Origin of the sequence: Lactococcus sp. LG1267 (assembly GCF_017309545.1) — a bacterium.
In the GTDB taxonomy this organism is placed as follows: Bacteria; Bacillota; Bacilli; order Lactobacillales; family Streptococcaceae; genus Lactococcus; species Lactococcus petauri.
The window spans coordinates 1,983,859-2,009,456 of the sequence record NZ_CP071295.1 but is presented as its reverse complement, the minus strand read 5'-3'; the positions used below and the strand labels follow the sequence as shown (position 1 = coordinate 2,009,456).

The 25,598-nt window shown below is 37.0% G+C and carries 18 protein-coding genes, 1 other RNA gene and 1 pseudogene; 17 read left to right on the top strand and 3 right to left on the bottom strand.

Annotation, left to right across the window (positions count from 1 at the left end; translation table 11 throughout):
* Positions 1–67: 67 nt before the first annotated feature.
* The 11 genes from cydD (at position 68) to J0J33_RS09720 (ending at position 16,944) form a co-directional block, all read left to right on the top strand.
* Entirely contained in the window at positions 68–1,774 is a 1,707-nt protein-coding gene (cydD, locus tag J0J33_RS09770) for a thiol reductant ABC exporter subunit CydD (RefSeq protein ID WP_206887691.1), read from the top strand.
* Positions 1,775–1,805: 31 nt separating this feature from the next.
* Entirely contained in the window at positions 1,806–3,524 is a 1,719-nt protein-coding gene (gene cydC, locus J0J33_RS09765; RefSeq protein WP_086583177.1) for a thiol reductant ABC exporter subunit CydC, read from the top strand.
* A 98-nt stretch (positions 3,525–3,622) separates the two neighbouring features.
* Positions 3,623–4,264 (top strand): MarR family winged helix-turn-helix transcriptional regulator, encoded by a 642-nt coding sequence (locus J0J33_RS09760; protein ID WP_206887685.1) that lies wholly within the window; start codon positions 3,623–3,625, stop codon positions 4,262–4,264.
* Positions 4,265–4,352: 88 nt separating this feature from the next.
* On the top strand, positions 4,353–6,338 hold the full coding sequence (locus J0J33_RS09755; protein ID WP_206887683.1) for an ATP-binding cassette domain-containing protein: 1,986 nt from the start codon (positions 4,353–4,355) through the stop codon (positions 6,336–6,338).
* A gap of 243 nt (positions 6,339–6,581) precedes the next feature.
* Entirely contained in the window at positions 6,582–8,213 is a 1,632-nt protein-coding gene (locus J0J33_RS09750; protein WP_206887681.1) for a DUF6273 domain-containing protein, read from the top strand.
* Between the two features lie 106 nt (positions 8,214–8,319).
* Positions 8,320–8,805, top strand: a complete 486-nt coding sequence (locus J0J33_RS09745) for a phage tail protein (RefSeq protein ID WP_206887680.1) — start codon at positions 8,320–8,322, stop codon at positions 8,803–8,805.
* A 611-nt stretch (positions 8,806–9,416) separates the two neighbouring features.
* On the top strand, positions 9,417–10,934 hold the full coding sequence (locus J0J33_RS09740; RefSeq protein ID WP_206921722.1) for a helix-turn-helix domain-containing protein: 1,518 nt from the start codon (positions 9,417–9,419) through the stop codon (positions 10,932–10,934).
* A gap of 443 nt (positions 10,935–11,377) precedes the next feature.
* Positions 11,378–13,144 carry a MucBP domain-containing protein gene (locus tag J0J33_RS09735; protein WP_206921721.1) on the top strand — a complete coding sequence of 589 codons (1,767 nt, stop codon included), beginning with the start codon at positions 11,378–11,380 and terminating at the stop codon, positions 13,142–13,144.
* A 32-nt stretch (positions 13,145–13,176) separates the two neighbouring features.
* Complete coding sequence (locus tag J0J33_RS09730) at positions 13,177–15,369, top strand: bacterial Ig-like domain-containing protein (RefSeq protein WP_206921720.1); 2,193 nt, start codon at positions 13,177–13,179, stop codon at positions 15,367–15,369.
* 801 nt (positions 15,370–16,170) lie between these two features.
* Positions 16,171–16,623: a hypothetical protein gene (locus J0J33_RS10855; RefSeq protein ID WP_240265677.1), complete on the top strand. Its 453-nt coding sequence runs from the start codon at positions 16,171–16,173 to the stop codon at positions 16,621–16,623.
* A 99-nt stretch (positions 16,624–16,722) separates the two neighbouring features.
* Positions 16,723–16,944, top strand: coding sequence for a hypothetical protein (locus J0J33_RS09720; RefSeq protein WP_206887676.1), 222 nt, complete (start codon positions 16,723–16,725; stop codon positions 16,942–16,944).
* Between the two features lie 223 nt (positions 16,945–17,167).
* On the opposite strand, the gene J0J33_RS09715 is transcribed toward J0J33_RS09720, so the two are convergent.
* The 3 genes and pseudogenes from J0J33_RS09715 to J0J33_RS09705 all read right to left on the bottom strand — a co-directional run bounded on the left by J0J33_RS09715 (position 17,168) and on the right by J0J33_RS09705 (position 20,106).
* Positions 17,168–17,851, bottom strand: a complete 684-nt coding sequence (locus tag J0J33_RS09715) for a lactate utilization protein C (RefSeq protein WP_206887673.1) — start codon at positions 17,849–17,851, stop codon at positions 17,168–17,170.
* A 2-nt stretch (positions 17,852–17,853) separates the two neighbouring features.
* Positions 17,854–19,325: pseudogene (locus J0J33_RS09710) on the bottom strand (LutB/LldF family L-lactate oxidation iron-sulfur protein).
* A 13-nt stretch (positions 19,326–19,338) separates the two neighbouring features.
* Positions 19,339–20,106 (bottom strand): (Fe-S)-binding protein, encoded by a 768-nt coding sequence (locus J0J33_RS09705; protein ID WP_206921719.1) that lies wholly within the window; start codon positions 20,104–20,106, stop codon positions 19,339–19,341.
* 237 nt (positions 20,107–20,343) lie between these two features.
* On the opposite strand from J0J33_RS09705, the gene J0J33_RS09700 reads away from it, so the two are divergent.
* The 6 genes from J0J33_RS09700 to J0J33_RS09675 all read left to right on the top strand — a co-directional run bounded on the left by J0J33_RS09700 (position 20,344) and on the right by J0J33_RS09675 (position 25,516).
* Entirely contained in the window at positions 20,344–21,015 is a 672-nt protein-coding gene (locus tag J0J33_RS09700; RefSeq protein WP_019291858.1) for a YoaK family protein, read from the top strand.
* Positions 21,012–21,746 (top strand): MBL fold metallo-hydrolase, encoded by a 735-nt coding sequence (locus J0J33_RS09695; RefSeq protein WP_086583382.1) that lies wholly within the window; start codon positions 21,012–21,014, stop codon positions 21,744–21,746. The genes J0J33_RS09700 and J0J33_RS09695 overlap by 4 nt, the downstream gene beginning before the upstream one ends.
* On the top strand, positions 21,746–22,237 hold the full coding sequence (gene tadA / locus J0J33_RS09690; RefSeq protein WP_086583383.1) for a tRNA adenosine(34) deaminase TadA: 492 nt from the start codon (positions 21,746–21,748) through the stop codon (positions 22,235–22,237). The genes J0J33_RS09695 and tadA overlap by 1 nt, the downstream gene beginning before the upstream one ends.
* A 78-nt stretch (positions 22,238–22,315) precedes the next feature.
* Positions 22,316–22,777: a hypothetical protein gene (locus J0J33_RS09685; protein ID WP_206887668.1), complete on the top strand. Its 462-nt coding sequence runs from the start codon at positions 22,316–22,318 to the stop codon at positions 22,775–22,777.
* Between the two features lie 53 nt (positions 22,778–22,830).
* An RNA gene (ffs, locus tag J0J33_RS09680) (signal recognition particle sRNA small type) lies at positions 22,831–22,926 on the top strand.
* A gap of 667 nt (positions 22,927–23,593) precedes the next feature.
* Positions 23,594–25,516 carry a VWA domain-containing protein gene (locus J0J33_RS09675; RefSeq protein ID WP_242526927.1) on the top strand — a complete coding sequence of 641 codons (1,923 nt, stop codon included), beginning with the start codon at positions 23,594–23,596 and terminating at the stop codon, positions 25,514–25,516.
* Positions 25,517–25,598 lie beyond the last annotated feature (82 nt).

Sequence of the window (25,598 nt, the reverse complement as noted above, 5' to 3'; positions counted from 1 at the left end):
AAAGGCTTGATACTCATATTTTGTTATAATAAAAGTTATCATATGAATAAGAATAGGTAATTAAAAAATGATTGACAGAACTCTATTTACTCTTCCAGGAGTACGTAAGATTCTTCCCGCTCTTGGAGGGCTCGCCCTACTTCAAGCGCTTTGTATTTTAGGACAGGCTTTATTTCTGTCTCAAGCGATAACAGGATTGTGGCAAGGTCAAGAACTCATGCAGGTTCTGATCTATATTATTGGCTTTTTCCTGAGCTTTTTTGGGCGAGAAGTAGTAAACTTTTTACGTCAATATATGCTTGATAAGGTTTCTTACCGTTTAGCAGCAGATATGCGTGGACAGATTCTTGAAAAAGCCTTTAAACTTGGACCTTCTGTCTCACGTGAAATGGGAACAGGGAATCTGACATCGACAGTTATTTCTGGTATTGATGAGGTCGAAACTTATATCAAATTGGTTCTTTCTAAAGTTTTGAACATGATGATTATACCAATTCTCTTGCTGATTGCGATTGCCTTTTTGGATTTGCAGACGGCAATTGTATTGGCGATTGCCTTTCCCTTTGCCATAATCTTCATGATTTTGTTGGGATATGCTGCACAAGGCCAGGCAGACAGACAGTATAAGAGTTTCCAACTTTTATCCAATCACTTCTTAGATTCGCTCCGCGGGATTTCGACCTTAAAATATTTTGGCTTATCAAAAACATATGCCAATTCCATTTATCAAACGTCAGAACGTTTCCGTAAAGCAACAATGGCTACGTTACGTGTCGCAATTCTCTCGACCTTTGCACTTGATTTCTTTGCAACCTTGTCTGTGGCTACGGTGGCTTTGTTCTTAGGACTACGTCTTATGAATGGCGCCATTCTCTTGTTCCCAGCCCTGGCTGCTTTGATTTTAGCTCCGGAATATTTCTTACCTTTGCGTGACTTTGCCTCGGACTACCACGCAACGCTAAATGGTAAAAATGCTTACGCCAGTGTTAATGAAGTGTTGCAAACAGAAGATTATCTAACAGAAGTTTTACCAGAGCCTATCCGTTGGACAGAGCAGTCACAACTGAAGCTCCATAATTTGAGTAAAGTTTTTGAAACAGGACGTGGTGTCTCAGATATCAATTTGGAACTGCAAGGCTTTACCAAGGTAGCCATTGTCGGCGAATCGGGGTCAGGTAAATCGACATTGTTAAGTATGCTTTCAGGGTTTCTTAGGCCCAGTGCGGGCGAAATCCAGCTTAATGAATTTCAGCTGACCTCACTTAACGATGAAAAATTCCGCCAGTCTTTACAATTTATCCCTCAAAACACTTATATTTTTGCAGGAACTTTACGTGCTAATTTAGCCTTTTATCAGCCAGAAGCTACAGATGAATCCATCATTCATGCAGCTGAACTTGCCGGTTTGAAAAACTTGCTAGAAGAAATCGGGCTGGATGCAAATATTGGTGCAGGAGGTCGTACCTTATCTGGTGGGCAAATGCAACGTGTGGCACTCACACGAGCATTTCTCTCTCAAGAAAGAAATATTCTTTTCCTTGACGAGCCAACGGCGCACCTTGATGTAGAAACGGAACTGGAGATAAAGGAAAACATTCTGCCACTCTTTGAGGACAAGCTCGTCTTTTTGGCGACTCACCGCTTGCATTGGCTGCCTCAGATGGACTTAATTCTCGTCCTCAATGAAGGTAAGCTCGAAGCTGCAGGTTCACATCAAGAACTCTTAACGACTAATACATACTATCAAGAGCTCTTGCGTGAGATGAGAGGTTAAACAGCATGATTGTAAAAACAATGGAGAAAAAATGAAGAAGATTCTTTTCAATAATGATTGGATCACACCTTTTCTGCGTAAATATCGTTTCGGAATGATTCTTGCGATTATTTTAGGAACAATAACGATGTTTTGCGCTGGCCTGCTTATGTTTTCAGCGGGCTACGTGATTTCAAAATCAGCAACTAAACCCGAAAACATTTTGATTATCTATGTGCCTGTTCTGATGGTACGTGTCTTTGGTATTTCACGGCCTGTGGTGCGCTATATTGAACGCTTAACATCCCACAACTGGATTTTACGCATCACCAGTAATCTTCGTCGTAAGCTTTATCTTCGATTGGAAAAATCGGCGATTGGTTTGTCTGAACGCTACAAATTAGGTGACCTTCTTGGTTTGCTTAATGAAGATATAGCGAATATTCAAGACTTGTTCTTACGGACTCTTTTCCCTTTGATGATTGTGGGTTCTTTATCTGTAGCTCTCATCATCGCTTCAGGCGTTTTCTCGTTAACCCTGGCTCTTGTGGTTGCCTTTTTCTTAGGCTTGATGGTTATTGTGCTTCCTTACGTATCACTCAAAGTGTCAGCCAAATATGACCGAGATTTGAAAAATTACCGGAATCAACTCTTTTCAGACTTGACAGATGATGTTTTAGGTTTGCAAGACTGGGTTTTATCAGGCAGAAAAGAAGATTTCTTGCTTGATTATCAAACCTCAGAAAAAGCAGCACGTCAGATTCAAGAAAAATTACTGAGTTATGTACGGAAACGTAACCTTGTGTTGCAGCTCATCTTTGCTTTACTTGTAGTCTATCTGATTGTTTGGTCAGGTTCAACCTTAAATGCGGGAGATGCACCGAACTACATTGCTGCTGTTTCTCTAGCTGCCTTTCCTTTGTTTGATGCCTTTGCACCTTTGTCTGACGCTGTTGTTGAGACACAACGTTATGGTGATTCTGTTCAGCGTCTCAATGATTTACCTGATGTTAAGGAAGATGTGCGACAAGAAACGATTACGGAGACAGACTTACAAATTTCTAACTTAAGTTTTGCTTTTGATGATAAGCTTATCTTTGATGATTTAAATCTCCATATCAAAAAAGGAGAGCATGTCGCAATTTTAGGTCGCTCAGGAGTAGGTAAATCAACCTTAGCAAGCCTTATTCGTGGGGATCTTATTGCACAGCAAGGGACTTTGGATTTGTCCGGAATTGCCCCAGCTTATGCCAATAATGTTGAAGAAAAGATTGGTGTCATTAACCAAAGCCCATATATTTTCAATGCCAGTATCCGTTCCAATCTTAGTTTGGCTCGGCTTGATGCCAGTGACGAAGAAATTTGGAATGCTTTAGAGCTTGTAGGCTTGAAAAAAATGGTGGCTTCCCTGCCTAATCAACTCAATGAGGTCGTGGATGAAGCAGGACTACGTTTTTCAGGGGGGGAACGCCAGCGTTTAGCCTTAGCACGTATTTTGCTGTCCGATGTCGATATGGTTATCTTGGATGAACCGACGGTTTCGCTAGATCCGATTACCGAAAATCAACTGTTGCGTCTCTTCTTTGAGCGCTTAAAAGACAAAACGATTATCTTTATCACTCACCATCTGTTGGGTGTACAGCATATGGATCGTGTTATCTTTTTAGAAAAAGGTAAAATCAAGCTTGATGATCAACCGGAATACCTTCTTGAACACAATGAAGACTTCCGTAAGCTTTATCAAATGGACTTAGGAACTAACGACGATTAAGAGTCGTTAGTTTTTATGTTGACAAAACGAAATAAAAGTATTAAAATGTATTTTGTTAGCTTATATATGAGTTAAACTAAATATTAAGGAGAATAACTGTGTCAGCAGAAACAAATAAATTATTACACCTCTTTTCAAAACTACTTCATAATCCTCAACTTCTCATGGCTTTGCATATGGAAAGAATGACAAGTCGACTCGGAGAAAAAAAATCGCGTACAGGCGCACAAGGGCTTCTAGTTGAACTCTGGAAGGCTGATGGGCTGACTAATGCTGAAATCGCTGAAATCTTAGATATCCGACCTTCAAGCGTAACTGCTCAAGTGAAGAGCTTAGAGCAACGTGGTTTAGTTAAACGTGTTACAGACGAAAATGATAAGCGAGTGAGCCGTGTTTTCTTGACGGAAGAAGGCAAGCAAGCTCAAGTTGAACGTAAAGAAAGTCAAGATGACTTATCAGAAGGCATCTTTGGTAATCTTACAGAAGAAGAACAAGTTCAACTGGTTAATATTTTGGAAAAACTTGAAGAAGCTAATCCAGCTGATGAGGAATGTGATTTCCGCTTTGGCGGTGGTATGCGTCCTGGCGGCTTTGACCCACGAATGATGCATCATATGGGTAGAGAAATGGAAGCAAAAATGAGAAAAGAAATGCGCCGTCAGATGCGAGATGCTCATAACCCCTGGAATTTTGGCCATAATCCACGCAGCAGAAGAGACGACAACTGGGACGATTTTTAAAATAAGCTTAAATCAGTCTAAGGTCCTAAGTTCTTTGTTACAATTTAAGGTATAATAGAAATATCTTTATTATTAGAAAGAAGAAATTATGCCCGTATTAGAATTAAAAAACATTAGGAAATCATACTTTTTAGGTAAAGATGAATTTCCGGTGCTCAAGGGGATTGACCTTGAGTTTGAGCGTGGAGACTTTGTCAGCTTACTCGGTGAGTCCGGTGGTGGTAAATCAACCCTGATGAATATCATCGGTGGCTTGGACCGTGAATATGATGGTGATGTTATCATCGATGGTGTCGCGCAAAAGGCGAAGAAAGAAAAAGATATGGATGCCTATCGCCGTGATACTATCGGCTTTATCTTCCAGTCTTTCAACTTAATCAACTACTTAAGTGTGCTTGACAATATCTTGATTAGCTTAAAAATGACAAGCCTATCAGAAAAAGAACGTGTCGAACGTGCAGTTGAGCTAACCAAACAAGTTGGCCTTTACGAACACCGTAAGAAAAAACCCGCACAGTTATCTGGCGGGCAAAAACAACGTGTAGCCATTGCGCGGGCTTTGGCCAGCGATCCTGAGATTATCCTTGCTGATGAGCCTACAGGAGCGCTCGATTCGCAAAATACGAAAGAAGTATTGGCACTTCTTCGCCAAATCGCACAGTCTGGTAAGACAGTCATTGTCGTCACTCACTCTCAAGAAGTTGCTGACTATGGGACACGTACGATTCGTCTGGCAGACGGACAGATTATCGGAGATGAGCGTGACAAGCCAGCTTATCCTGTGCCAGATGAAGCAAAATCCTTCAAGACAAAGGCACTTTCTTATGGTGATGTGGTTAAAACAGCCTTTAAGCACTTTACAAACACTTGGAAAATCAATCTTCTCATTGCTATAGGTACAGCCATTGGCTTATTCTCAGTTATTTTCTTCCTCGGTTTAGGTTCTGGGGCAACAAAATACATGAACGATCAGGTCACAAGCTTGGCAAATCCAAATATTATTACTGTGGTTCAACGTGACTCTGCAAATAATCAGGGTAAAGATAATGATGAAGCCTTCTCAATTGCGCAGCAAACAATGCTGGGGATCTCTGATAAAAACATTAACAAGTTGAAGGACTTGGATAATGTCAAAGCAGTTGATGCAGGGATTACAAAAGCAGGTGCTGTAACTCTTGATTATAAGGGACAAACAACTAGTAGCCAAGCGATTATGTCTTGGACACCGATGATTCAGTCTTCAACGTTACATGCTGGTTCAGAACCTAAAGGTAAACAAATCGTTATCTCTGAAGCAGACATGAAGAAGTTTGATCAAAAAGCATATGAAGCAAAAGACTGGAAAGCTGTGATTGGTAAAACAGTCAAGGTAAGCTTCCAAACTGTGGATAAAAACAATACTCCTGTGACTATCACAGAAGATATGGAAATCTCAGGCGTCTTGCAAGATATGCCAATGGTTGGTACTTTGACTTCAACAGAGGCATTGAAAGAAATGCTTGATGCAAATAATATCGATGCGATGCCAAACACAGCCTACGTCACTGTGACAGATACAGATAAAGTTAAAGATGTAACCAAAGCTATCAATGATATCAAAGATAATGACAAACTTGTGTTTGCCTCAACAAATATCGGTAGTATGTTGGATACAATCACAGATATTACAGGAATTGTCTCAACTGTCTTGGCTGCCATTGCTGGTATTAGCTTGATTGTTTCAATCTTTATGATTGTGGTAACAACTTATATGTCTGTTGCCGAACGTACTAAAGAAATTGGTGTCCTTCGTGCCTTAGGTGGACGTCGTAAAGATGTTTCTCGCATGTTCACAGCTGAAAGTGTTATCCTTGGCTTGTCATCTGCAGTTATTGCGATTGCTCTTGCCTTTGCGGGACAAAGCATCATCAACAAAGCTTTACATAGCTTAGTCGGCGGAAATATCGTTCAGATTACTTCTGGCCATATTATCTTTGCCGTAATCATCGCGCTGATTATCGCTTTACTCTCAAGTCTTGCACCTGCAGCACGTGCAGCACGTTTGAACACTATCGAAGCCTTGGCTGCTGATTAATATGTAGATAAGTTCTGCTGAAAAGCAGGACTTTTTTGCTGAATAAATTCATATAAATATTTTTTAGATGGGTTTCTTTATTTCATTTTGAATTTCTTTTCGGAAATATTACAATTAAATTATACGTGTATTAATTTAAAATGACGTAATACTTGATGAGGAATCGTAATGAACTATAATCTTTCAGCACAGCACAGCAATAGGTGTCAGTTGTTTTCTCTATCTTGAGAAAGGGAGAAACTTATGACATCAGAAAAGAAACGCAAACTGCGGAATATCGCCATATTAGCTCTGCTTGGTTTAATTGGCGGTACTTTCGCCTTTCAAGCCTTTAACCAACAAGCCATCAATGACCGCTTGCGGGAAAACCCAGCAGATTACGGTGGGCGGGTACACGATTACTACCATAGTGATACAGAAAATAAAGATATCTTTGTTGAGAACTTTGGACAAGAACCCATCATGGTCAGACTGAAGTTGTCGGAATTTATGGAGATACAGGACCGAGGAAGTACTGGTTGGCGGCAAGTTGCAGGCGGTAGACGTGATGATTTGGATAGCTGGATCCCTTATATTCCAGAAGCAAACAATGTTTCTCAACGTAGAAGTGATAATCCCTCAGCTGCTTTTAACCAGTATTCCGATTTAACCTTTGGTTGGACACGTGGAGGTCAAGATGCACCTTGGTATCTGCCAACTTTTAACACAGTTTGGGATAACCCTATCACAGCTGCCACAGGACATGCCCGTGACTTGAGCTATAGATTAGAAAATGGGGAACTCTATCCACGAGCAACACATCCCGGAAGTGGCGAGGATGCTTATTGGTCTGAAGGAGAAACCTATACCAATACTGGACAGTGGCCAGGCGCAATGATTACACGTGAGACAGCACAAAACTTGATTCAAGATAAGGCACCAATAACCCTACAGGAGTGGCACACACGCTATCGTAACACTCCTGATGCGATTGGAAACTACTGGGTCATTGACCACGAATCAGGCTGGGCTTATTGGGCAAATCAGCTCAATGGTGGGCAAGCAACTTCTTATCTCATGGATGCGGCTCACATGAGACCAGAAGCAAATGAGATTAATGGTTCTTATTATTACGGTATTCATGTAAGCAGTGAGTTGATTCGTCCAGACCGAGAATTCCAAGCTGAACCAACTGCAGGAGCAGTGAGTGAATTGATTGCGGAGATTAGAGACTATGGGGACGGTAATCCAATTTCTAGTATAGATTATCCTATTAGTGTCTTTAACTTTAGTCGTATGCACCCAATGCGACTCTTTACGACTAGCGGACAGCAGTTCCGCTATCTTGGAAACATGAGAGATATTGCACTCGATTGGGCCGAGGGAAGCGGCCGTGACCACATGATTATCCTTAATCAATCAATCTCTGTGGGAACTAATGGGGATAACCAAGCACAAAGAGAGGAACTTGACAGATGGTACGATAAAGATTTCCTCCCAGAGGATCCAGAGCTTCGAGCGCAGTGGGAAGAGCATGTGGCACCAGTAGCCAGTAGCTTCCCTACAGCATTATTGCCTTGGAATGAAGCAATACGGCTGCCGGATGGGATTATTCCTAATCTGTCTAACTGGCCTGTTCCTTATGGAGATAGAACAGTAGTTGTTCCAGACGGTGAAAAACGTGCCTTTTCCCTTTCCGTCGCAGATGTGAATCATTTGACGCGTATAGGTTCTTTCTCTGGTGTCCTAGACCGTGTCGCTAATCGTTCTTGGTGGTTACGTACCCCTCATACGGAACGCAATAGTTGGGGTATGGGTGCCAATGGCGTGTGGCATAACGCTATGAACAGCGTTATGAATAGGGGAATTCGTCCCGCCCTCATCATCCACCAGTAAGCTCTACAGAAAACTAGCATGTATAGAGCAAAAATTAACAAAGCCTAAGCGTAGTGTATTGTCATTAATTTCTGCTATAATAAAGAAAAAAACGCAGGAGGTGTTTATGGCATATAAAGTTAATTTTAAAGAAGGACAGGTAGAAACGACAGGACTTGAAAGTTCACCTGTAGCAGAAAGCCTTGCAGGCTTACGCGCCAATGAAGCCCGTTATTTCTGGAATAAATATAAATTCGAATATATCACTTTTCCTGCTATGGAAAAGGAAAAAGAAGTCGCTTGGTTGAAAAAACTGCTGAAAGAGGAGCGCAATCTTGAGTTTTCATCTCCCATTTTGGAGGTCGCGATTTATGAAGACGAAGACATCTACTGGCCAGAGTTTTACTTTGAAGATGGCTTGGTCCTTAACGTCCTCTATGAGAAAACGGCTGAGGAAGGGAAGAAACCGAAACGTGCTGTCGGCTTCAAACTTTCTGCAGGGATGGAAATTCCACAAGAACTAGAAGGAAAATTCAAATTTGCCCGCCAACGCTCAAAGCTTGCTGGCGAGATACGCGGGTCATTCTTTGTGTTGAAGCAAGAGTGGGTTTAATAAAAAAATAAAAAGGAAATCTCTATTTGGGATTTCCTTTTTTTTTATGACGGTTACTTTAGCCGCATTCTGAAGTCCTATTTTATTGTTTAATCATAGTAATTACAACAACTGTTATACAAATAATATTATACACATAATTTTGCCGTTGGTGCTAAGAGCGCAAGCTTTTGGAGCATTTTTAGTAGATCTGTTTTATAAAGATGGACGCATATCTTACTTTTTAGCATTAGAGTACTTGCTTCTTAATCTGCATATTATTTGAAGCTCTGCACAGTATGATCTTTTTTATATCTACTGATCTAATAAAAAGAGTCCAAGATACATTCGGATACTCTTTTTATTTATAGGAAAACTTTGATTCTATTGGGTAAAAATTGTTTAAATTTTTATACTATCTTTTCGTTTGAAAAGAAGTATTATTGTAATTTATTAGTTCTTTATGTAGAATAATAGTATACTCCCCTATAAAAAGGAGAATTAATTAAAAGTAATAAAAGAGCTTAGGCACTAATAATTAGAGAAATTTGTAGATGTTTTTGAATAAATTTATACTAAATCGTGTTTAGTTCAATATGAAAGTAAGTGAGTTTAAAACATTTGGAGGGAAAATGTCAAATAGATATCCTGAAAGGTTATTCAGTAAAGACGGTGTTCGTAAACTACTCTTGTTAAAACATCTCTATAATAGTGAAGACGCGGTAGGAATAGAGGAACTTGTTTTTGAACTCGGCTTAGATAGAAGAAGTATATATAAGCTGATAGGAGCGCTTAATGATCTTATTCAATCTGAAAAATCAGTACCTGAAATAGAAGCTATATCAAGGGGACAATATATTTTTAGAGGAAATAAGATAGACTATTTTCGAGTAAGGGGACAGATTGTAAATGATGAGCCGATGATGAACTTGGCCAAAGAATTTCTTACACATAAAGAAGTGGATTTTTCTAATTTTTGTACAGAAAACTTCATGAGTGAGAGTACACTACGAAAATACATAAGGAATGCGAATGAATTACTTATCCCACTTGGAATAAGAATAAGCATACGTCAGGGAAATATTCGAATAGTTGGGAATGAAGCGAGTATTCGCTACTGCTTGGTCAGCTTATTCTGGCGCTATTTCCGAGGTATCTATTGGCCTTTTAAAGAGGTTGAGAGAGAAACACTCAATCGTTTTATTTCATCCTTGACGAGTGTTTCCGAAGGAATTAGCTACGGTAAAAGACTTCAGCTAACCTATTATTGGGCTGCATGTATTCAAAGATCTCAGATAGGTTGTGAAATTTCTCAAATGGACCTCCCCTCATATTTTGAAGCACTCCTTACGAACAATGAATATTTTAAACGCTTTTCTAAGCTTTTTGTATTGAAGTATAAGCTAAGTTTTCAAGAAGTAAAATTTGCTTTTTTTATTTTGTACATGTTCCCTGATAGCTATAAATATATACAAGACACATCCGAAACTTTAAGTATTTTAAAGAGTATTGAACCACAGAGTTATGCAAGTATACGAGAATTTATTGTCTTTATAAGAGACAAACATCCTGACTTTGAAATTATTTCTGAAAAAAGAGCTCGGTTTGTAGCGATGCTCATTTCAGGGAGAATATTTGTGGATACATTCAAAGACATTTATTTTAATTCTTCAGCCCTCACTATATTTACTTATAGTGCCAATAATTATCCTCATTTTCTTCCAAGTATTAGAAAGCATATTAAAGAAACTTCGCCTCAACTTTCAGAAAATATGATGAAATCTTTAACCTTGCGGTATGCCCAAGCTTATGCTGCAGAGTTTTCTCCACGAGATTTTGAAGTTAAACTTCTTATCTTATTGGACACAGACCTCCCCCTATATGTGGATGTAATCATGCGTAAACGGTTGGATCATTTACTCTCCCCACGCTTTAACTATGAATGGATCAGTTTGAAACAAAAAGTTCTTCCTGATTTATTGTTAGCCACAGGCCCATCTGATTTAAGATTTTCAAATGTAACTAAAGTATTTATAAATGCAGAAGTATCGGAACAAGATAGGAAGAACATTCTTGAAGCGTGCGAAGATTTAATCACTCAAAAAAGAAGAAATGATGAAGAAATAAAGTCAATAAAAAGAAACAAGTAACCAAGAGGTACTTGTTTTTTTGTTGGGGCAATGATCTACATAACAGTCAAGTTAAGATAAATAAATGAATAGAACGTTTATTTAAAAAAGTACTTTTATAGTACAGAAAAAGAAAAACACTCAGGCTTTAAAAGAGAAAATATATGTGGATATTCATTGTTGTGCTTATAAATTGCTATTTTAAGCTGTTTGTAGATATTTGAAAAGTCAGAAAAATTAGGGTTTTAATGAAATATATTAAAACTTAAAAGCTATATAGAGTGCACTTTCAATATGAATTTTAACTTCATTTATGTTTTTTTGCAATATTAAATTTATCGTAAATCCTATAATACCGCGCTTTAAGAGAGATGTTTTTCATTAAAACCCTAATTTTATTGAAAAGTAATGTTTAACGAATTTATAAAGCACTATCTATTAAAGGAAATCTGAGGAGGATTAAAATGTCAAAAAAATTAACTTATTTATTGCTCTGCGCAGTGCTACTCGGTCACGGATCAATGACTTCTTTCGCGCTAGCCACAGAAGGTAATCAGGATATACAAAATGAAAATTTAGAACGCGCTTTTAATATGACCTATAGCTTGAAAGGTAATGGAGTACCATTAAGGTTACCAGATGCTACGATGAAGATAGAAAAAGATGATGCTAGTCCAGTAGCTGTTCAATTTGTATCCAGTGTGGGAAATGCATTACTTGATGATAGGCTTAGCCAAAGGATTAAATTATCAGAAGGAGTGACTCTACAAGCTTTACCGAGCATTTCTGCTTCTGTAGGCATGACTTATACCTATAGCTATTCAGTGGATGGTGTGAAATATTCATCAGCTCCACCAGCAGATATAGGTCAAATTAAGTATATCTCTTACTCAGGAACTTCTATTTCTTATCAATATTTTACCGTTGACTTAGCACTTAGTGTCGATTGGGATGAAGCACACTCAGGGAAAAATTTGATGGCTGAATTTTTTGAGGGAGCTGATGAAACTCAAGTAGGACAGCTTTACTATGACAGCTATCGTATGGTTACAGCGACCTATGAAGATGAAAGTGGAGAAAGTTTAATTCCACCTATTCCAAATTATGGAACATTAGGTGGTGAATATTCTACGGAAGCAATTGATATACCGGGTTATAGTTTGATAGAAGTTCCTGAAAATGCAAGTGGAACATACACAGATGAGGATCAGTTAGTAAATTATATCTATAAACAAAATCCAATAGTTGGTGCAGATGTTACCGTAAAATATGTGGATAACCAAGATGTTCCTATAGCTGATGAAGAAACACTACAAGGTAATATTGGTGAGGAATATGAGAGTGTTCAAAAAGATATTGATGGGTACACTTTCAAAGAAGTCCAAGATAATAATGGTCAAGGTGTTTTCACAGACCAAGCACAAACTGTAACCTATATTTATACTAAAAATAAAGCTGTTCCAGGAACAAGAACTATTAAATATCTTGACACAGAAGGGACACCGCTTAGAAAAGATATTATTATAACACCAGACCCTGTGCATTTAGGAGATCCTTATAAGAGCTATCCTTTGGAATTTCCAGGTTATACCTTGAAGGAATCACAGAATACAGAGGGTATAATCACAGAGGAAGATACTACAACTATCTTTATTTACAGTAAAAATGAGGATCAGTCCCATATTGTAGTTCATGACTCAGCATTAAAAGTTGGAGAGAAGTGGTCACCAGAGGATAACTTTGATGAAGCAACGGATTTCGAAGGTAATGTCGAAAACTTCTCTGATATTATTGTTGATGGAAGTGTAGACACAACAAAAGCTGGCACTTATGAAGTAACATATACGATTCCAGAAGAACATCGGGGTAAATCATCTACAATAGAAGGACATTACTCAGCTACAGCAAAAATTGTTGTTTCTGAAGAAGATTCAGAAACTGACGGCTCAGATAACAATGGTGAATCTAGTGGGGAAGAAGAACGAGGTAAAGATAAGGGCGGAAATTCCAATATAGATACATCTGGAACCAATAATATAGAAGTTACGGCTAATAATAATGCTGAAAGTAATGTAATAGTGACTGATAAAGAGGAAAGTACATCAGAGAATCAAGTTTTACCTCAAACAGGGGAAGATAAAATATTCTCCTATATTGTTTCAATAATAGGAATTGCTTTACTCGTGCTTGGAATAAGTTTAACTACATTGCGTTTTAACAAGAAAAAATAACTGAATAGATATGAAATAAGGAGACAAAAAATATGAAAAAAATTACTAGCACATTAGCATTAAGTGTAATTTTACTAGGAGCGATTTCGCCACCCGTTCAAACTTTTGCGAGTGTGCAAGAGGAAAAAGAGGTAAACAGTACTATTCCTGAATCCTCATCGAAGAATGAGAATAAAATTCTGTCTTCAGAAGAAGAACAGACGCTATTAGAATCAAAAGAGATAAGTGAGCAAAATGATGACATAGAAAGTCCCAATCTTTCTTCGGAGGATGACCAATCTTTACTAGGAACAGAAGAAGAGGCAAGAGCGGCGGTGTCTTCTAATGATAATTATCAGATAAGTGAACAAACTGAGAGTAGTAACGATTCTGTTTCCTCGGATTATCTTATCCCTGATGAGGCCTTGAGAAAGATTGTTAACGCTAAACTTGGTAAACTAACCTCATATTCTCCCAGTATTGAGGAACTAGAATCTATTACTGGTTCTCTGTCATTAACGGGGAGTCAAACAACTTATTTAAAAGTAGATTCATGGGAGGGTCTAGAATATCTAAAAGGCATTACTGGATTATCATTTATGTATGTTGAAACTTCCTCAGAGGTACTTACAAAGATAAAAAGCCTTGAGAACCTGACTACCATAAGCTTTAATGCCATTACTTTTACTGGAACTGATGCCAGTATGAAAGTTAATGGGAAAGACGTAGGGATACAGCAAGAAGTTGATTTTTCACCGTTAGGAGAAGTAACAAATCTTCAAAACCTTTATATGACCTACATGAACACAGAAATAAAAGGAACAACAGGCTATCCGCGTTTAAAAGGAAATCTTACTGGACTTGGCTCACTTTCTCATCTAAAAAGGTTGGACATTGGTCAATTAGGAGAGACTGATGATAATTCTTTTAAATGGATAGAAAATATGACTTCTCTTGAACAGGTAAACATTTATGAGACCACAATGAATTCTGTTACAAGTATTTCTACACTTCCTAATCTGACATCGCTCAACGTAGCTGCGAATAAAATAAGAGATTTTTCACCTATTGTTGATAAGGACTATTTTACAGGAGCATCAGGTAATAATTATATTTTAGATGTCGTTTCTATGTATTCAAATCCTGAGATGGGAGAGCGTTTAGTAAATATTGATAACCTTGTCACTGTAGGAGAAGTTGGCATGAGTAGTGCTAGTATCCAGCGTTATACAAGTTATAATAATTTCACTGTCAAGAGCACATCTTTTGAGGGAATGACTTTGGATGGTGTTATACAGATGGGAGATCTAATCTCTCTGAATAATTATAACTGGCAAACAGGTCAATATGATAAATGGGAGACTTCTATCCAAGGAACAGCTATTCCATACACTGTTACTACGAATAATAATAAAACAATTAGTGGTTATGCTTATGTTAATGTTACTGATAAGGCTCAAGCTGAAATCAAAGCTAAAGATTCAACGATTTATGTAGGGGATAGTTGGTCTCCAGAAGATAATTTTGTGAATGCTATTGATGAGAATGGGATGCTCATTTTAAAATTTGATAGTGAAAAAATTGAGGTAAGTGGCACAGTAGATATTACGCAATCAGGCACCTATGATATAACTTATAAATGTGGAGGAGCGAGTGCTAAGGCCACAGTAACCGTTAAGGATAGAGAAGTAGAAGATCAATGGCATATCCATGTTCATGATTCAACTCTGAAAATAGGTGATGCATGGTCTCCAGAAGATAACTTCGATGATGCCACAGATGCAGTGGGAAATAGTGAAGAATTCTCTGATATTATTGTTGATGGAAGTGTAAATACAACAAAAGCTGGTACTTATGAAGTAACATATACGATTCCAGAAGAACATCGGGGTAAATCATCTACAATAGAAGGACATTACTCTGCGACTGCAAAAATTGTTGTTTCTGAAGAAGATTCAGAAACTGACGGCTCAGATAACAATGGTGAATCTGGTAGCGAAGAAGTACAGGATAAAGATAAGGACGGAAATTCAAATACAGATATATCTGGTCCCAATAATTCAGAAGTTACAGCTAATAATGAAAATGAAAGTAATATAATAGTGACAGATAAAGAGGGAAGTGAAACAGAGAACCAAACTTTACCTCAAACAGGAGAAGTACGCTCCTATTTTGTTTTAATGGTTGGAATAACCTTACTTGCATTGGGAGCATTATTTACCGTAATGCGTCTAAAAAATAGATAATATATGATGGAAATGAGAGAAATGGAAATATGAATATATTTATAAAGATAAAGATGAAGTTTAGAAAATTTATTGAATTACCCTTTTTCCCTTCTGATTTAGAAGACATAGATTTTGAACTTTAAGAGATAAATAAATTCGATTTAAACTTGAATATAAAAATAAGCATATTGATAGGTGCTCATAACTTAATAGTTATAGCTATAACGAAAATACCGAGGAGAACTGAATCTCTTCGGTATTTTATTATGATAAAAAGATTTGTCAATAAAGTTTGGTTTTTCGGAAAGTTAATATAAGTTATATTGATAACCTCATGCATTTATATGTGTGAGGTTATTCTCAAACATATTTGTAACTTAAAATACTATATATAAATGAACACAATTTAAATCACAAGTTAATGAACATAAAATATAAAAGATATCGACAAAAATTGTAGAAATTAAAAAGTGTTCAGAAAATGGTCATTTTCTAAACACTAGAAAAAATATAATCTTGTACAAGATAATAATTGACATAATAGTCAGAATATAATACAATTTTAAAAAATAAGTTTATTTTAAGGAAGAGGTAGTAAGTGAAAAAAAGTATAAGTTTCTCAGTATAACTTAGGTATCAATACTAATATTTGAAGCAACTGCGTCAAGCATTATTCACCAGAAAAATTTTGCCGTACAATATTTAACTAAAGTAACTACTTCAGTAAGCGCAGATGATTTAAATGATGATTCATCAATTGATGATGAAAATCTTCAAAAACTAATTGATAATCCTGAAGAAATTATTAATACCCAACAGATGACTCCAGAAGAGTTGAAAAATTTTGAGGAAGCAGCACAACAAGAAGCAGAAAAAGCTGACCTCCCTACTCAAGAGGATAGAGAAGCTTATAAAAAGACATTGATGGATTTGTATGATCCTAATTCTTCTGTTTATCAAGATTTACAAGGAGCAACAGATCGACTTATTGAAGAAATTAATGAAAACCACCAAAGTGTATTAGATAAAGTTACATCTGAACGTGTATTAGCAGCTAAACATGGTACAATTTCTGTAAAAGTATTAGCAGGTGCTATTAACGTAGGACTGGTTGCTGTGACAGGTGGGGCTGCAGGAGCAGGTGTAAAAGCACTAGTCTTAAAAGTGGGAGCAAAAAAGCAGCAAATACAATCAGTAAAAAAGTTGTTGCTACTCTTTTTACTTTCGGTATCAAAAAAGTGTCAGGAATTGACACTGTTATCTCTAGTATAGTAAAAAATATACTTGATCCAGGAACAACTGTGGCAAAATGGCTAGATAGTAGAGATAAAATAAAAAATAATGGATGGCTGGAATGGTGGTAATTTATAAATGATTGAAGTTTGGATTGTAACTCTATTACTCATCGCCTTCTTTATTGGTGCAGCATGGATTTGGATGCGTGTATGGATTATTGATATATTTAAGGCTATCAATGATTCAAGAAATAGCAAATATAGTCGAAAACAATGGACCTTTATTTGGTTATTTGCTTCTTTTATTTTGTTATTAGTAATCCTTGTTTTTATAAAATGGAATATTAACTTATTTTGATTTTTAAATTAACAAAAGAAATAATTCTAGTCGTTTGTATCCTTTTCGTATTATATGATTTAGTTCAGGGGAGATACAGTGCTCTACCCGGAATAATAATAGCAATCATTATAGTTCCTGAAGGATATCTCGCATATAAAAACAAAAAAAATACAAAGAAATAAAAAAGCTCACTAACTGGTGTCATAGTCAGTCAGTAAGCTTTTTTGTATTTTATCAACTCCTATAAATCTTTAACAATAACGTAATTAATTTCCAAAGGACCGTGAAGCCCGACTACAAGCTGCATTTCAATATCACCAGAATTTGATGGTCCAGAAATAAAATGCACCGTTGAACCTGGCTTTTTATTTTCAGCCAACCAAGTTGCAGCTTGTGTAGAGCGTGGAATCATGCGGCTGAGGGGAATCACAGAAATATAATGAGTAGGTAAAAAGTGCAAAGAACGCCCTTGACCAGCTTCTGATTCAACCACAATTGTGGCTGATTCGGCAAGGAAAAATTTAGGAACGGCTACAACAACATTTGAATTTTGAGCAGCATTAATATTTTCTTCACGTTTTTCTTTACCAATTTTCCATTTGACCAGTTGGTCCGAAATAATATTAACCCCTAGCTTTTCCAGCTCATCTGTTGAAGGAATCATTACCTGCCCCCCACCAGATTTTTCAATTAAACCGTAAATTATCTCATTCATTTCTGAAGAAGTTGTTTCCACTAGATTCGCTGAAACGCGACGTGCTTGTTCCTTGGCAAGTTTGAGTAATTCGTTACTACTTAAATCTGCCAAATGTGTTTGAGGCAGATCTGAAATGAGAGTATAAGGTTCAAATGGTAGTTCTACACCACCACGTTTTTTTAACAATGTATCTAAAAATTGAGTTCGATTTTCAATAGTTCCTGCCATTTTTATTTACCTGCCTTATGTTTTTTATACCAGTGACGAAACTGTTCTTTATGTGGAGGAGCTATAGGTAAGTCGCGAACATCCGTCCAACCTTTGGCTAGAGCAGGTGCTTTGCTAACTGCACCGTACTTAAACAAAGAACCTCCAACGCTTACTTCCTTATTTTTGGGTAACATATTGAGACCAGTATGGGCCATCTTCATTGCCATTCCAATCATTGCGGGACTACTTGTGCCTTTTCCAATCGCATTCATTTCAAAATTGACAAAAGAACCGTCGTGATGCATTGACAAATCGTCTTCCATGACTTTACGATGTTCAATTAAAAGTTCATGCAAAGGGATTTTTACGGGACAGGTTTCTGTACAAGCGCCACATAAGGTAGAAGCATATGGTAAATCTCCATATTGTTCATAACCTCCTAGAACAGGAGAGAGAACGGAGCCTATCGGACCAGGGTAAATAGAGCCGTAAGCATGACCTCCAATTTGACGATAGACAGGGCAAACATTTAAGCAAGCACCGCAGCGGATACACTGTAAGACAGCTTCAAAAGCAGTTCCAATCGCATTTGAACGACCGTTATCAATAATCACAACATGAAAATTCTCCGGCCCATCAGATTCGTCCTCGGCTTTTTGACCAGCAAAAGTGACATAAGTTGTTAATTTTTGCCCAACAGCTGAACGCGCAAGCATATTATCCAAGATCTCAGCTTCTTTAATAGAGGGAACGATTCGTTCCATTCCCATTAACACAATCTGTGTTTTAGGAATAGAAATCGTTAAATCAGCATTTCCTTCATTGGTCGATAAATTAATGTCGCCAGTATTGGCGATGGCAAAGTTACACCCAGTGATGCCTACTTCCGACTTCAAGAAAAGTTTACGCATGGTTTCACGCGCACATCGTGCAAGATTAACAGGATCATTGTCTCCCTTATATCCAAGTTTTTGAGCAAAAATTTCACGAATCTGATCACGATTTTTGTGCAAAGCTGGAAAAACAATATGCGAAGGCTCATCCCAGTCAGCAACTTGTAATATAAATTCGGCCAAGTCCGTCTCTAAAATTTCCATATCATCAGCAAGGGAGACGAGCATGGGGTCAATGTCTACTTCAGTGGATACCATTGATTTTGATTTGACAATCTTTTAGCATTTTTTTCAAGAATAATACGTTTCACATAATCATTAGCTTCTTTAGCATCAGCCGCAAAGAAGACATGTCCGCCACGAGCGGCTACATTATCCGAAAATTCAGTTAAATAGTGTGGTAAATATTTTAAAGTATGTTGACGGATTGATTCAGCAATATCACGCCATTCTTGCCAATTTCCTAGTTCATCACGTGCTGCTTCTCGTTTGTCCCATTGAGCATCTTGTGCTTGTGCAACTGCAGCTTTTGCAAACTTGTCTTTTTTACTTTCTTCTAAACGTTCAGCGAAAGTTTTTGTACTTGTTGAAAGGCCCATTTTCTCCTCCTATTTATTTTATAAATGCTGGATTTTTGATTGCATCGATTCTTTCTAAATCAACATTTGTGTTTAAAATTTCGGCAATATGCATGACTCTAACCTTTTTGCCATCACGATTTAATTTTCCACCGATATTCATTAAGCAACCTAAATCAGCAGAAATTAAGATTTCGGCACCTGTTGATAAGATATCTCTTGTTTTTTCAGCAACCATCATTTCGGAGATTTCAGGAGCTTTAACGGAGAACGTTCCACCAAAACCGCAACAATTTTCTAAATGAGGCAGCGGAAGAAGCTCAAGTCCCTTGACTTTATCTAATAGGACAAAAGGAGCTTCTCGTTCACCTAATATGCGGGTCATGTGACAAGAACGATGGTAAGTTGCCTTCTCGCCATTAAAGGTGGCACCAAGATCTTCAATCCCTAACACTCGATAAAGAAATTGAGTGAATTCATAGGATTTATCTGCTAAATCAATTGCTTTCTCTTTATAAGGATCGCCTTCATCGAACATATGTGGATACTCAGTGAACATCCCTGAACAAGATCCGGCTATACCAACCACATAATCAGAAGATGCAAAAGCATCAATCTGGTTTTTGATGGTAGGCATGGATTCTTGAGCTAACCCCGAGTTATAAGTCGGTTGTCCACAGCAAATTTGTTTTTCAGGTAGGTCTGTTTCAATTCCCAAACGTTCGAGTACTTCAACCATTGCAATTCCAACTTGTGGAAACATAAGGTCCATCACACAAGTGGAAAATATTGAAACTTTCATAAGCTCTCCTTAATTTGTTTAATTTTCATTAAAAATTCGATATCTTTTAGATATGTATGCACTTTCATTATAAGCCGATTTTTTTATATTTTCAAAAAAAGGAGGTGTCAAAAGAATTTGACAGTGCATTTTGTTTATATATTATTTTTGATGCAGATCAAAGGGACAAAAGTGGCCTATAGAAGATCAACGAAACACAATTGTGCCAAAAGGTTTTAAGAATGCTATAATAAGAATATGAACACTGAAATGAGAGAAAAACTAAGAGTAGCCTCGCTCTTAGCGATGAACGCTGGATTTATGGATGCTTTTTCCTTTTTCCACTTTGATGGGCGCTTCATTGGGATGCAAACGGGGAACATGATACAGGCAGCGGTTTATTTAGCCAAAGGAAATTTTGTACGTGTAGCAGATTTTATTATTCCTGTTCTTTTCTTTTCTTGTGGAGTAATTTTTAAAAATATATATTCTTATTACTTAAGGAAGAAGAATAAGCCGGATACGATTTATTTGCTCTTATTGCAGTGGACAGGTGTGACCGTATTTACCTTACTTTATGCCACGGTTTTAAAATTACCTGTTTCCATTTTTGTTGGCTTTTTATCATTCTTCATGGCCATTCAGCACGATACTTTCAGCAAAACAAGAGGGCTCCCTTACGGAAGTATCATGATGACCGGAAATTTGAAATCAACCATGGTCAACTTAACGAATTACGCGTTGACACATGAACAACGCTACTTACAAAACTTCCGTGTCTTTGCTAGTCTGGTCGGCGCCTTCTTCTTAGGGACTATCTTGGGTACTTATAGTGCCGATATCTTTGGCAACTGGACCTTACTGGTATCTAGCACATTTTTAATTATCGTTTACTTTATGTTAAGGTTTGAAAGAGAGGAGACAATATGAAATTAACAGCACTTGGTGTATGGGGCGGATATCCCACACGTGATGCAGGCACAACTTCTTATTTATTACAAAGTGAAGAGGGATTTAACCTTTTATTGGATGCCGGATCACGTGCAGTGACGGAACTTGAGCATGAGCTTTCACCCAATGATTTGGATGCAATCATCTTGAGCCACTACCATGAAGATCACATAGCAGACTTGGGCGCTTTGCGTCAATATCGTCAGCTGCAAACAGTGAAACCAGAAATGTTGCCAATTTATGGCCATCAGGAAAATGAATATGAATTTTCAAAATTATCTTTGGAAAATGTCAGTGAGGGAATTGCTTATGATGTCGAAAACGGCACATCTGTTGGACCCTTTGATATTCAGTTCTTAAAAACAGTGCATCCTGTTATTTGCTACGCGATGCGTATTGTTGAGAGAGCTACAGGACAGGTTTTAATTTATACAGGAGATACGGGCTATTTTGCAGAACTTGTTGATTTTTCCAAAGATGCGGATATCTTGCTGGCTGACGTTTATTTCTTCAAGGATAAGGCCAAAATGCCTAACCACTTGTCCAGTGTAGAAGCAGGAGAAATTGCAGCACAAGCCAATGTGAAAAAACTAATCCTCACACATCTGCCACAAGTTGGTGATTTACAAGTATTACGTGAGGAAGCGCAAGAAGCAGCAGGAAATATACCGGTTGACTTAGCTCAACCCCATATGAAATGGACGGTATAATGGAGTTTAGTCAGCAAGAAAAAGAATATTTCATGCAGCAAGCACTGCTTGAAGCCCAAAAGGCAGCAGAAAATGAAGAAGTTCCCATCGGCGTGGTCATTGTACACGATGGTGAAGTAATTGGCCGCGGCTTTAACCGCCGTGAACTTGATGGCCGTGCTACTCACCATGCAGAAATTTGCGCCATTGAGGCTGCTAATGAAGCTGTGGGGAACTGGCGTTTATTAGACTGTGCTTTATTTGTTACTATTGAACCTTGTGTTATGTGTGCTGGAGCCATTGGTTTAGCCCGTATTCCACAAGTATACTTTGGTGCAACAAATCCCAAGTTTGGAGCAGCGGTAAGTTTGTATCAAATCTTGGAAGATAAACGGCTCAATCATCGTGTCACTGTAGAAAGTGGCATTTTAGAAACTGAGTGCGCCGATATCATGAAAGATTTTTTCCAACATCGGAGAAAGAGAAATAAAGAAAAAAAAGAACAGGTGTAACTGTTCTTTTTTAGAGGAAATTTCTGTAAGTTTTTGTTACCATAGACAAAGGATAAAATAGAAAAAAGAGGTCAACCCATGGACGCCGAAAAAACTCCCAAACAGCGCTACAAAGAAGAAACAGCACCTTACCGCGCCTGGCTCAATAGTATCAGTATTCCTATTGGATTGATTGTACTTTTTATTGCTGTTTTCCTTGGATTTACGATCAATGCAGCAGGAGTAATTCTTGTTGTGTTTGCTATTATTACCCATATTGGTTATGTACGGCTTCGCGCACCTAAAATCTGTCATGTAGCACCCATTCTTTATTATTTGTACAACGTACTGTCAATTTTTTATGTGATGACGCTCATCGTGCAACCGCAAGGAAGTATGCTTGTAGCTATTCTTTCTTTGATTAATTTCCTTGTATTGATTTTGGTGATTGTCTTTTATTTTATTGGAGCAAATGCTATCAAGAAACAATTTCCAACCATGAAAGAAGATTATGAAAATGCTGTGGAAGTTTATAAGGGGCGGAAATCTTCAAGTAAATGATAAAATTTTTTTGATAAAGTCAAAGCTTGTCAAAACAAGAAGAAGTATGTTATAATAAATTTCGGAGCAATAAGTTTCTTACGAAGCGTGTCAGGACCTGACGGTAGCAGCACTAAGTATGGAGCTTATGTGCTCTTTTTTTTGCCATTTTTTTATATTAGTTACTCCAGAAATATAGTATAGAAATATAAATAAAGATTGATAAAACAAGTGTTTTTCCGGGAATATAATAATGTAAGTAGTGTAATTATAATAGCAAGATTCAACTAAAAAAATATAAAAGAGAAGTTGTCATAGCTTTTTTTTTATACAAAATATAAAAAAATAGTTGGAAATAATTTTCTTCTGTTAAGTAAATGACTCATAGAGCCTTGAATAACAGGATTTCACATGATTGTCAGAAAAATTACAATTATATTGAAATATATTTATATTCGATAGTCAACGATTACTGATATATCACGCTTCTATTATAAATAAATAAAAAAGTACTGTCAATTCCACGAAAAAACAATCTAACATAAACTTAAATAACTAGATATAATAAAGCTTATAATAATGTGATTGTCAGAAAAATTGTAATTTATTAGAAAGAAAAGATAATGCTATTGAATAAAGTATGATTTAATTTTGCTTAATACTTAATATGATATTAGCGCATCAGTGTAAATATTATTGCTATAAAGTGAAAAATTTAAATTTGTTAGTCAACTATTATATTTACTAAATAAACGGATTGGAAAACAAAAAGTGAAAAAGATATTTAAATTATTTTTAATATTTTTGATTTTAATTTTTGTTGGAGGAGGGGCAGTTTTGGCTAAGGCTGAGACAATAGATTTCCCCTATATGAACGACCAACAAGGAGAATATATTAAAGATGGTGTTACAAATGGTAATACACATAATTATGATTATGGTAATGTAGCAGGCGTTTCTTTTGATAGTGAAGGTTATGTTAATTACGATAATAAAGCTTACGTTAAAAAAAGCGTAAAGGAAAATGCTGAAAAACAAGGTTTATTTGATGTCACCCTTGATGTGAAGGGAAATGATATTAATCCGCCACGTGATATAGATTTGGTTTTAGTTATCGACTTTTCATCTACAATGTCGGGCGAAAAACTTCTAAATACACAAAATGCAGTGCATCAATTTTTAACCAGTATTGCTGAAGTTTTGCAAGAAGGACATGTTCGTGTGGGATTGGTTTGTTATAATCGAAATCTTTACTCCACACAAACATTCTCCACAGATGCCAACTATTTAGATGATTTCTTGGTTAATGGAGCAAAGAGTCAATCTGGAACCTTTACTCAAAAAGGACTTATTGAAGCAGAACGTATGTTTACGGAAGATGGGCGTGGAGATGCGGAGCATATGTTGGTTCATATCGGGGATGGAAGTGCTAACCGCAGTTATATTCCTGCTCCAGATGCTGTTGAGTATCCTAATAATGGAGAACTTATCGACTATAATGGCTACCATACCTCAACATATCATGAAGATTTTCAGACGGACTCACCCTTGTACCACACCACAAGTGCTGGTTCAGATACAAATGGGATTGTAGCGAATAAAAATGTTATTAATGATGACACTTTGGGAAGTGTGATGAAGCTTAAAAAGAGTGGTGTAATTTGTTATTCAGTCGGTGTAGCACCTTCTGAAAGAGGAGAGTATATTGCGAAAAATATTTCCTCTAATCCTTCAGGATATTATACAATTGATGAAAATCTAGAAGGATTAGCAGAGGTCTTTAAAAACTTGCAAAATAATATTTTAAAAACTATCCCTAATGGAACGATTACAGATCCGATGGGGGAAGGTATTCTCCTACAGGGTTCAGGAAATTTCACGGAACAAAATTACAAGCTACAAGGCTGGCGTAAAGATAGTAACGGTGTGTGGCAAGAAGCACCAGATTTGGTTCAGGATATAAAAGTTACAGAAGCAAATCAAACAATTTCAGTTTCTTCAATTGCACTTGGAAGCGATGAACGTATCACTTTGAGCTATCAGGTACGTATTGATACCGAAAATTCTGATTTTAAGGGAGATAGCTGGTATCTGTGTAATGGGAGAACGACTTTAGATCCTAACAAATCAGGCGAAGAATTAGATTTTCCGATACCATCAATAAAAGCACCAAAGATTTCTTTAGATGTTGAAAAAGTTTGGGAAAATATAGATAAAAATCAAACACCTGATTCTATAGAATTTATTGTTACACGTCAACAGGTAACTTCTGAAACATGGACATCAAGTGATATCATTAAACTCACAAAGGAAGAAGGCTTTAAGCAAGAATATAAAACTTTAGAGGTTAATGCTCAAAATGTTGACTTACCGCTGTATAATAATAATGGTGATGACTTTACTTACCAAGTTGAAGAAATAAAAGTACCAGATGAGTTTCAAAGTACAGTTACTCAAAATGGAAATAAATTCACAATAAAGAATACATTTATTGGAACAACCACAGAACCCCCAACAACCACAGAACCTCCAACAACAACAACAGAACCTCCGACGACAGAGTCCTCAACTACAACAGGATCTTCATCAGAGATAACAAACTCAACTTCAAATGAAGATACGAAGAGAGATTCGAAGCATTTGCCAAATGCTGGAGAAAAAGTTACAAAGACAGCTCTAGTTGGTTTGTTTTTCATTATCCTCGCATTGATTTTCGTATTTGCAAGAAAATTTATGTTAAAAAATAAGGAAAAAAAGTAATATAAAATAAAAAGGCATCAGAAATTTCTGATGCTTTTTTATTTGAAGGTAGGTTAGGGAGTTATATAAATTAAGGAAGAGA